This window comes from Variovorax sp. 01T439_2 (assembly GCF_056398445.1).
This window is the reverse complement of sequence record NZ_JBFTPJ010000142.1, coordinates 1-9,625: the sequence shown is the minus strand read 5'-3', so window position 1 is coordinate 9,625 and position 9,625 is coordinate 1. Positions and strand designations below refer to the sequence as shown.

Here is a 9,625-nt window from a genome sequence, read left to right as displayed (position 1 = left end):
GTGCTGTTTGCGCTCGCGCGTGCGCTTGCCGAGGCCTGGCCCGGCGACGTCGACCGCGAGGCGCTGATCGCCTGCGCGTTCAACACCCGCCATCCCGACGAGACGCTGCGCGCGCGCCTGCGGGTCGAGATCGGGCGCCTGCGTGCGCTGGTCGCGGCCGAGGCCGGCATCGAGGCCACGGCACGCGGCTTTGCGCTCAGGCCGCGCGATGCGCGCGAGGTGGTCGTGCTCGCGCCGCCCATCGACGGCGAGCAGGCCTCGCTGGTGGCGCTGCTGTCGGACGGCGCGGCGTGGTCGACCTCGGCGCTGGCACTGGCGCTGGACGCGAGCCAGCGCACGGTGCAGCGCGCGCTGGCCGAACTCGAGGCCGAGGGGCGGGTGCGCGCCATCGGCCGGGCGCGGGCGCAGCGCTGGCTGGCACCGCCGCTGGCGGGATTCACGACGATCTTGTTACTCCCCGCCGCGCTGCCGATTGAATAGAGTTGTCTCCAAGGCGCCGAACCCGGAGCCCGCCAACAAGGAGCCAGCGATGAACAGCAGCAAAGCGAGCAAGAAAGACAAGACGGAAGCCGCGCCGCGCACGGCCGAGATCGTGCGCGAGTACGGCCCCTTCGCCGGCGCCGCCAGCGTGGCCGGCGTGACCCACGACGGCGAGCGCGTCTGGGCGGCCACCGGCGCGCAGCTGGTGGCCTTCGATCCCGCGAGCGGCGAGACCACGCGCACCCTGGACTGCGCCTGCGATGCCGGCACCGCCTTCGACGGCACCTACTTCTATCAAATTGCCGAGGCGCGCATCGACAAGATCGATCCGGCCAGCGGCAAGGTGCTGGCGTCGATCCCCACGCCCGGCCACGGCGGCGACTCGGGCCTGACATGGGCCGAGGGCAGCCTCTGGATCGGGCAGTACCGCGACCGCAAGATCCTCCAGATCGACCCGGTCAGCGGCGCGGTGCTGCGCACCATCGAGTCCAACCGCTTCGTCACCGGCGTGACCTGGGTCGACGGCGAGCTGTGGCACGCCACCTGGGAAGGCGTCCGACGGCGCCGACCTCTTCTATTGCGGTGGCGGCGGCAGCGGCAAGGTCCGCGCCGTGCGGCGCCCGAAAGCCGCCCGGGCCTGAGCGGCCCACCGCGACAACCCCCTTTCGGCTTTGCTGCCGAAGACGAGCGCGCCGGCCACCAGGCGGGTGGAGCCGCGCATGGACCCAACCCACATCGGCTCACCGAGCCCAAGGAGAAACGCATGAACACCGCCATTGCCGAAAAGAGCACCGTGACAAACCACCCCGTCGTCTCGAAGGACCGGTGGCTGGCCCGGCGCAAGGCGCTGCTGGCGCGCGAAAAGGAACTCACGCACCTGCGCGACCAGGTCGCCCGCGAGCGCCGCGCGCTGCCGTGGACCCGCGTCGAGAAGAACTACGTCTTCGACACGCCCGAGGGCCCGCGCGCGTTGGCCGACCTGTTCGAAGGCCGCCGCCAATTGCTRGTGCAGCACTTCATGCTCGGCCCCGATTGGGAGCAGGGCTGCCCGAGCTGTTCCTACATGTCCGACCACCTCGGCGGAATGAAGGTGCACCTGGAGAACCGCGACGTCACGCTGCTGGTCGTCTCGCGTGCACCGCTGGACCAGATCGAGCGCTTCCGCCGGCGCATGGGCTGGGAGTTCAGGTGGGTCTCCGCGCACAGCAACGACTTCAACTACGACTTCAACGTGAGCTTCACGCCGCAGCAGTGGGCCGAGGGCCAGGGCGAGGTCTACTACAACTACGGCGTGCGGCCCTTCCCGGCGCAGGAGGCGCCCGGCATCAGCGTGTTCTACAAGGGCGATGCGGGCGAGGTGTTCCACACCTACTCGACCTACGAGCGCGGCGTCGAAGCAATGATGGGCACCTACAGCCTGCTCGACCTCACGCCCAAGGGCCGCGACGAGCCCAACCCCGTCTACGCGATGGACTGGGTGCGCCACCACGACCGCTACGAACCGGCACCGGCCGCAAAGCCGGCGGCCGCGGCGGGTTCGTGCTGCCACGCGCCCGGCTGAACCGCGCTGAATCGGCAGGCACACCATCATGGCAAGCCTCTGGCCGTGGCTCGCAGTCGCGGGCGTCGGTGCCCTGCACGGGCTGAATCCCGCCAGCGGCTGGATGTGGGCGGCTGCCTGGGGCCTGCGTTCGCGCGACCGCGGGCAGGCGCTGCGGGCGCTGCTGCCGATCGCGATCGGCCATGCCGCCTCGGTGGCGCTGGTGGCCGGCGCGGTGGCCTTCGGCCTGTCGCTCGACCGCGCGCTGCTGCAGGTGCTGGCGGGCGTGCTGGTGATCGTCTTCGCGGGGCTTCACCTGTGGGGCCGCACGCCCAGCGCGGCGCGCGCACCGGCCGGGCATGCGGGGATGGCGCTCTGGTCCTTCATGGTGTCCACCGCCCACGGCGCCGGCCTGATGCTGGTGCCGGCGCTGATCCCGCTGTGCATGGGCGATGGAGCAGCGACGGCGTTCAGCGCGTCGGACTCGCTCTTGCTGGTGCTCGCGGCGGTCGGCGTTCATACCGCGGCCATGCTCGCAGTCACCGGTGCGATCGCTTGGGGCGCCTGCCACGGCTTCGATGCCGGCGGCCGCTGGCTCCGAAGACTCAAACAGAAACCATCAGCTGCAGCCGCGCATCGGCCGTGACGTAGCGGATGTGGCGGTAGTCGCGGATCAGGCTGATGCGGCCGCCGCGCCACTCGAGCCACATGATGTAGCCGGGCTCCGGATCGCCGCGCCGGTCGAACACCGCGATCACCTCGCGGCCCTCGAGCCATGCCGGGGCAAGCCACACGCCATCGATCTTTGCGTAGAGCGTGAAGAACATGCCGACGTCGGCGCGGCCGGCGCGCACCGGATGCGCCGACTGGACCAGCCGCACGTCGTCGGCCAGCAGCGCGCGCAGGCCGTCCCAGTCGCGCTGGTTGAAGAGCGCGACATAGCGCGCGAGCGCGGCGGACGGCGGCGGCGGTGGTGCGGGCGGGCCCGGCGGCTGTGCGTTGATCTCCCGCAGGCGCGCACGCCYGCGCGCGAGGTGGCCCTTCACGGCGTCGACCGTGAGGTCGAGCACCGCGGCGATCTCCGCCAGCGATTCGCCGAGCACGTCCTTCAGGATCACGACGCTGCGCTGGTGGATCGGGAGTTCCGCGAAGCGCGACACCGCGGTCTTGACAGCTTCCTGGCGCATCAGCGTCTCCATCGGGTCGGGGTTGGCCGTGTCGGCCAGGTCGTTGGCGGCGTCGATCGGCTCGGCCATGCGGATCGTCCGGCCGCGCAGCAGATCGAGCGCGCGGTTGTGGGCGATGCGGAACAGCCAGGGCCGAAGCGGCGTCGCCTCGTCCATGGCGTGCACGGCCGCGAAGGCGCGCTCGAAGGTGTCCTGCACCACGTCCTCGCCTTCGATGACCGAGCCCATCAGGCGCGCGCAGTAGCGGTGCAGTTCGGGCCGCAGCGCCTCGGCGAGCGCCGCCAGCTGCGCCTGCTTGCCGCTGCGGTTCGGCGAAGGCGCCTGTGCTGCACTCACGCGGCCGCCTCCTCGAGCACCGTGATGCCCGAGTCGCCGCCGAAGCCGAAGGCGAAGCCCTTGGCATAGGCCGGGTCCTCCAGCATCGAAACCACCTTGTCGCCGAAGGCGCGCGGCGGCATCGGCGTACCGAAGCGCGCGAGGAACTCGCCGGGCGCCACGCCCATGGCGCGCGCATAGGCGGCGGCCCCCGCGTCGCCCACGCCGGTGCCGCCGATCATCTGCATCGGCACGATCGCCTGGAAGCGGATGCCGAGCTTCTGCTGCTCCGAAATGCCGTTGGCGTACTTGGCCATGAACCAGAGCATGCGCTTGGCGCCGGCATAGCCGCCCGACAGCGGCGAGCCGTTGCGCGCCGCGCCGCTCGATCCCACCAGCACGCGGGCGCCGGGCGCGAGCGGCAGCCTGAGCGCCGCCTGCAGCCAGTAGAGCCCGGCCTTGACGTCGGTCTCCCAGGCCGCGCTGAAGTCGGCCCAGCTCAGCTGGTCCAGCCGGCCCATGCGCGGCGGCGTGCCGGCGTTCAGCACGAGGATGTCGGGGCGGACCTCGGCCAGGATGCGGTGGGCTGCGGCCTCGTCGGTCACGTCCGCAGCGACGGTGGCCACGCCCAGCCGCGCGCGCACGGCCTCGAGCGCGCCGGCGTCGCGCGCGACCACCGTCACCCTGGCGCCCTCCGTGGCCAGCGCTTCGACCAGTCCCAGCCCCAGGCCGCGGCTTCCGCCGGTGACGACGATGTTCTTGTCCTTGATGATGCTCATGATGACCTGGCTCCGTTGTGTGGTGTGGATGGAACCAGGACGATCCAGGCCTGCAAAAGGAGTCATGCAGCGGGTCCGCGGAAACGTGAGCGCGATGGCCACGGCGCGGGCCAATGCGAACTGAATCGGCCGCTGTCAGGAATGCGCCGGCTCTATCTTCAGCTTGAAGCCCAGCGCGTTGATGACCTTGAACAGGGTATCGCTGCTGGGTGCCCTTTCTCCCGAGAGGCTCTTGTACAGGCTCTCGCGGGAGAGGCCCGTGTCCTTGGCGAGCTGGGCCATGCCTCGTGCGCGCGCAATGGCACCCAGCGCCCCGGCAAATTCGGCGGGGTCGTTGTCATCCATCACCTGGCGCAGGTACTCCACCATGTCTTCCTCGCTGGCAAGGTAGTTGGCGATATCAAATGGACGGGTCTTGATCTTGCTCATTTCGCAACTCCAGAGCCAACTTCTTGGCTCGTTCAATGTCGCGCTGCTGGGTCGACTTGTCTCCGCCACCCAGCATGACGATGATGGCCCCATTCTGCTCAATGAAATACATGCGCCAGCCGGGGCCAAAGAACTCGCGCATCTCGGAAACACCGTCACCGACAGGCGCTACGTCGCCGAGACTTCCGCGGCGCGCTTTATCGAGCCGACGGGCCAGACGGATGCGCGTCATGCCGTCCTTCAGCCCCTCGAGCCAGGCGGAGAACTCATCGGTTTCAATGACCGTGAACATGAACGGATTGTAGCCTACAGGATACAATCCAGCAAGCACTGTAGCTGCGCCGCTTCTTGGAGGCGGCGGTGCCGCTGATCGACGCCCGAGAAATCAGCCCGCCGGCTGCAGCCGCGGCTCCTTGCCGGCGGCACCGGTCCGCGGGAACGTGAGCGCGATGGCCACGGCGCCGAGACCCACGGCCATCGAGCCGATGTACATCCAGGCATAGCTGCCGAAGCGGTCGAACAGCCAGCCGCCGAGCACCGGGCCGAGCGCCATGCCCAGGCTGGACAGCATCGACGCCGCGCCCAGCACCGTGCCGAGGATGCGGGGACCGAAGTAGTCCCGCGCCAGCACCGCATAGAGCGGCATCACGCCGCCATAGGCCAGGCCGAAGACGATGGCCACGGCATAGAAGCCGCCGAGACGGTTCACCAGCAGGTAGCTCGCGGCGGCAAAGGCCTGGATCAGCAGGCCGGCCACGAGCACCCGCTTGGCGCCCAGCCGGTCCGCCAGCACGCCGAAGAGCAGCCGCCCGCCGAGGCCCGCCGCGCCTTCCATGCTGTAGATGGTGACGGCCGCGAAGGTCGGCAGGCCGCAGCCGATGGCATAGCTGACCGTGTGGAAGATCGGCCCGGAGTGCGCCGCGCAGCAGGCGAAGAACGTGATGCCAAGCACCAGGAAGGCGCGCGAGCGCAGCGCCTGTCCGATCTTCATTTCCGGCGCGGGGGCTGCGCCTCCGGGGGCGGCGTGGGCGGTGCGCGGCGCCGCGCGAATGAGCCAGACCGCGGGCAGCAGCACGATCCATGCGCCGATGCCGATGATCAGCTGGGCGGTGCGCCAGTCGTAGTGCGTGACCAGCCACGCGGCCAGCGGCGAGATGGTCATGGGCGCCACGCCCATGCCCGCCGACACCAGCGAGACGGCCAGGCTGCGGTGCCTGTCGAACCACGACGCGGCGGTGGCAATCACCGGTGCGAAGAAGCTGCCGGCCGCAAGGCCCATCATCACGCCGTAGAAAAGCTGGAATTCGAGCAGGGTCGATGCGCGGCTGGCCAGCACCGTCGAGAGCCCGAGCAGCACCGTGCCCGCGAGCACCACCACGCGCGGGCCGTAGCGGTCGCTCAAGGCGCCCCAGCCGAAGCCGGCCACGCCCATGCTCAGRAAGGCCAGCGTCATGGCACTGGAAATGCCCGCGCGCGACCAGCCGGTGGCCGCGCTCATGGGCTCCAGGAAAACGGCCAGCGAAAACAGCACGCCGATGGCCACGCAGGTCATCAGCGCGCCGGCGGCCACGAGGGACCAGTTGGAGTCGAGCGCGTCGGCCGGACGCGCGGAGGCAGCAGTGTTCATTGTCTTGTTCCAGTGGAAGGTCGAAAATAGTGAACTGATTGGTTGACTATAAAGGAATTCACCTCTTCGGGCGCGCTTTTCAGCGCAGAGGTCCAACCAGGACGTTCAAGACTTCGCAAAGGAGCCAAACAGGCGCCGGCGCTGGCGCTGCGCGGCGGACACGGCGCACTTCGATGCCGCTGCGGCGGCTACTGCGCTTCGATGCCGAACTCCCGCATGCGCCGGGTGATCACGTCGAAGTCGCGCCGGTAGTTCGCATTGAACTGCTCGGGCGTGGTGTTGAGCATCTCGAGCCCGCGCTCCGCCATCCGCGCCTGGACCTCGGGCATGGCGGCGGCGTTGCGCAGCGCCACCGTCAGCCGTTCGACCACCGCGGGCGGCGTCCTGGCAGGCGCGACGAACGCGATCCATACCGCCGCCTCGAACAGCGGATCGTCGAAGCCCAGCTCGCGCATCGTGGGCACCTGCGGCAGCACGGCCGAGCGCTCGCGCCCCATGATCGCGAGCGGAACGACCTTGCCCGCCTGCACATGCTGGCGCGCCAGGCCCGCCGACGTGAGGCCGACGCTCACGGTGTTGCTCAGCAGGTCGGCCATCACGGGCGCCTCGCCGCGCTGCGGCACGTGCACCATGTGCGCATCGAGCTTGCGGTTGAGCGCCTCGCCCGCCAGGTGGCCGAGGCCGCCCGGTCCCCAGGTGCCATAGCTGAGCTGCTGGCCCGGCCGCGCCGCGAGCTTGCGGAAGCCTTCCATGTCCTTCACGCCGAGCTCGAGGTTGGCCGACAGGATGGCCGGGCTGCGCACGACCTGCGTCAGGAAGACGAAGTCGCGCTGCGGGTCGTAGGGCAGCGTCTTGTAGAGCGCGACGTTGTTGATGAGCGAATCGCCGAGCGTGACCGCGATCGTGTAGCCGTCGGGCGCGGCCCGCGCCACTTCGCCCAGGCCCACCGCGCCGTTGGCGCCGGCGCGGTTGTCGACCACGAAGGGCTGGCCCAGTGCCTTCGCGGCATGCTCGCCGATCAGGCGCGCGACGAAGTCGTTGGCGCCACCGGCCTGGGCCGTGACGACGACACGGATCGGCTTGCCCGGGAAGTTGCCTTGCGCGAAACCCGCGAGCGGCAGTGCGGCGAGCATGGTGAGGCCAAGGGTGAGAAAGTGGCGGCGCATCGGGGTCTCCTGGAGTTGTTCTGGATGTGGGGCGGCGCGGCGCGTCAGCCGGCCTGCGAGGCGCGCTGCTCGCGCTCGACCTCTTCCTGCAGCAGCCGCCGGTACTGGACCAGCGCGGCGTCCATCGCGAGCGGCAGCATGCGCGCTTCGGGATCGATGTTCAGGTACTGCGCGGTGATCATTTCGCGGTCTTCCTCGAACGCGGTGACCAAGCCGCGGTAGATGGTCTCGGTGACCGCGGGGTCCGCGATGCTGCTTCGGTGCGACTGCTGGAAGAAGTAGTGCGTGGTCGTTGYGGTCTCGGGCGTGAGCGCCTGGCAACTGTGCAGCTGCACGCCGCCGCGCTGCTCGTCTTCGGCCTGCCCCACCGGCGCGCCGCCCGACTTCATCAGCAAGGTGCCGGGCAGGAGGAAGTCGTAGATGAAGTAGCGGTCGACGTTGCTCTCGAAACTCTGGAACGACTTCCAGAACGCAGAAGGAGGCACGTCGGGCACGTGCCGCGTCACGCGGATGCCGCGCGGCACCTTCTCGATCCTGGGCACGGCCTGCGCGATGGCGGTCGATCCGCCCAGCGTGCCTTCATGCACATAGCTCAGGTGCGAGAAGTCCAGCAGGTTGTCGCAGACCAGCAGGTAGGGCGTGTCGTAGTGGACATAGCCGGGCCTGTAGCGCCAGTCGGGGTGGTCGCACGAGAAGTTGTCCGGCAGCAGCGCGCGATCCGCGAGCGACGGATCACCCATCCACACGAAGATCCACTTGTTGTGCGAGACCACCGGGTAGGTCCGCACGCGCGCCTTCACGGGAATGCTGGCCAGCCCCGGTGCCTCCACGCAAACGCCGTCGGCGGCGAACTTGAGGCCGTGGTAGCCGCAGCGGACGCAGTCGCCTTCCCTGCGTCCGCGCGACAGCGGCGCATGCCGGTGGCAGCAGCGGTCCTGCATCGCGGCCAGTTCGCCGCCCTCGGTTCTATAGACCAGGATCGGCTCGTCGAGCACCGTGCGCGTGAACAGCGCCTCCGCGGAAATTTCGTGATCCCACGCAATGACGTACCAGCAGTTTCGAACCCACATGCCTGTCTCCCAGAGTCCAGGCAATGTAGGAATTCGCGCGGCTTTCGTCTGTCCCTGCAGAAGGGTACAAAAGGCTCCGGGTCGGCCCTAATGGATGAAGCGCAGGAGCTGCTGGCGTCCGTGGATCGCGAGCTTCAGGTAGGCGCGCTTGCGCAGCGTCGCCACGCTCGACGCGGCAATGCCCAGGTCGGCGGCGATGCCGTCGGCGCCGATCCCGCAGGCGATGCGCGCGCAGACCTCGCGCTCGCGCGGCGACAGTTGCGGTGCCGTGCGCTGCAGCGTGCGCTCGATGCCCGCCACGCGCAGCGGCGTGTCGGGCGATGCGAGCTGCGCGAACAGCGCATTGCGGTGCGCGCGCTTCAGCAGGGGCGCAAGGCCGAGCAGTTGCGCGACATCCGCTTGCGCGAACTGGCCGTTCTGCCGGTTGCGGTACAGGTTGATCGCAAAGATCGTGCGCGGCACGGGCGAGTAGAGAAAGCTCAACCGCCCCGTCAATTGCCGGCCGACGAAGATCTGCTCGCGCCACGCCGGGTCGGGGATGTCCGCCGCGTCGTACAGCAAGGCGGTCACGGGTGCGTGGGCCGGCGCCTCCCCGCCCATGCGCGCGGCCAGGCGGGTCATGTCGTCCGCCAGCCGGAACCGCTTCTTGTAGAGGGAGAAGCACTCGCCCGTGATGTTGTCGCGCCGGCCGGCCGAATGCCCTTCGACCTGCGACGGAACACCGTCGATGTACTCCACGAGCGAGATGTATTCGACCGGCACCACGTGGTTGATGAAGTCGAGCATGTGGAGCGCGGGCGCCTGCTCGCTGCCCGCGTCGAGCAGGTGCGCGACGGCGCCTGCGTCCAGCAGCTGGCCCGCAGGTGGCGTGTCGAGAAACCAGGTGGAAGGCATGGCAGCCCAATATAGGCAAGCCGCGCCCGATTCAACAGGGTGGAAGCCCGCGGGCCGCGCGCCGGCCGGTCAGCGAATGCGCAGCGCGTGGTCGAGCGAGAGGCGGCCCGCGCCGCGGCCCGCCAGGTACAGCAGCAG

The 9,625-nt window shown here is 69.6% G+C and carries 10 protein-coding genes and 2 pseudogenes; 4 read left to right on the top strand and 8 right to left on the bottom strand.

Annotated features, from left to right (window positions below; all coding sequences use genetic code 11):
- The 4 genes and pseudogenes from AC1DOC_RS09385 to AC1DOC_RS09370 all read left to right on the top strand — a co-directional run.
- Window positions 1-480: pseudogene (locus AC1DOC_RS09385) on the top strand (helix-turn-helix domain-containing protein); the annotation flags it as partial.
- Window positions 481-529: 49 nt separating this feature from the next.
- Window positions 530-1,121: pseudogene (locus tag AC1DOC_RS09380) on the top strand (NHL repeat-containing protein).
- 122 nt (window positions 1,122-1,243) lie between these two features.
- Window positions 1,244-2,041 (top strand): DUF899 domain-containing protein, encoded by a 798-nt coding sequence (locus AC1DOC_RS09375; protein ID WP_478081289.1) that lies wholly within the window; start codon window positions 1,244-1,246, stop codon window positions 2,039-2,041.
- A gap of 28 nt (window positions 2,042-2,069) precedes the next feature.
- Entirely contained in the window at window positions 2,070-2,666 is a 597-nt protein-coding gene (locus tag AC1DOC_RS09370) for a hypothetical protein (protein ID WP_478081288.1), read from the top strand.
- Here the strand turns inward: AC1DOC_RS09370 and AC1DOC_RS09365 are convergent.
- From AC1DOC_RS09365 to AC1DOC_RS09330, 8 genes are all read right to left on the bottom strand, one after another.
- Window positions 2,626-3,543: a sigma-70 family RNA polymerase sigma factor gene (locus tag AC1DOC_RS09365; protein WP_478129708.1), complete on the bottom strand. Its 918-nt coding sequence runs from the start codon at window positions 3,541-3,543 to the stop codon at window positions 2,626-2,628. The genes AC1DOC_RS09370 and AC1DOC_RS09365 overlap by 41 nt on opposite strands.
- The gene (locus tag AC1DOC_RS09360; RefSeq protein ID WP_478081286.1) at window positions 3,540-4,301 is read right to left on the bottom strand and encodes an SDR family NAD(P)-dependent oxidoreductase; all 762 of its coding nucleotides are present in this window, start codon (window positions 4,299-4,301) and stop codon (window positions 3,540-3,542) included. The genes AC1DOC_RS09365 and AC1DOC_RS09360 overlap by 4 nt, the downstream gene beginning before the upstream one ends.
- A 135-nt stretch (window positions 4,302-4,436) precedes the next feature.
- Window positions 4,437-4,730: an addiction module antidote protein gene (locus tag AC1DOC_RS09355; protein WP_015866336.1), complete on the bottom strand. Its 294-nt coding sequence runs from the start codon at window positions 4,728-4,730 to the stop codon at window positions 4,437-4,439.
- Window positions 4,702-5,022 (bottom strand): type II toxin-antitoxin system RelE/ParE family toxin, encoded by a 321-nt coding sequence (locus tag AC1DOC_RS09350; protein ID WP_478081285.1) that lies wholly within the window; start codon window positions 5,020-5,022, stop codon window positions 4,702-4,704. Before AC1DOC_RS09350 ends, AC1DOC_RS09355 begins: the two co-directional genes overlap by 29 nt.
- A gap of 93 nt (window positions 5,023-5,115) precedes the next feature.
- On the bottom strand, window positions 5,116-6,357 hold the full coding sequence (locus tag AC1DOC_RS09345) for an MFS transporter (protein WP_478084318.1): 1,242 nt from the start codon (window positions 6,355-6,357) through the stop codon (window positions 5,116-5,118).
- A 188-nt stretch (window positions 6,358-6,545) separates the two neighbouring features.
- Window positions 6,546-7,523, bottom strand: coding sequence for a Bug family tripartite tricarboxylate transporter substrate binding protein (locus tag AC1DOC_RS09340; RefSeq protein ID WP_478081283.1), 978 nt, complete (start codon window positions 7,521-7,523; stop codon window positions 6,546-6,548).
- Window positions 7,524-7,567: 44 nt separating this feature from the next.
- Window positions 7,568-8,593, bottom strand: a complete 1,026-nt coding sequence (locus AC1DOC_RS09335) for a Rieske 2Fe-2S domain-containing protein (RefSeq protein WP_478129707.1) — start codon at window positions 8,591-8,593, stop codon at window positions 7,568-7,570.
- Window positions 8,594-8,680: 87 nt separating this feature from the next.
- Window positions 8,681-9,487, bottom strand: coding sequence for a helix-turn-helix transcriptional regulator (locus AC1DOC_RS09330; protein WP_478084317.1), 807 nt, complete (start codon window positions 9,485-9,487; stop codon window positions 8,681-8,683).
- Window positions 9,488-9,625 lie beyond the last annotated feature (138 nt).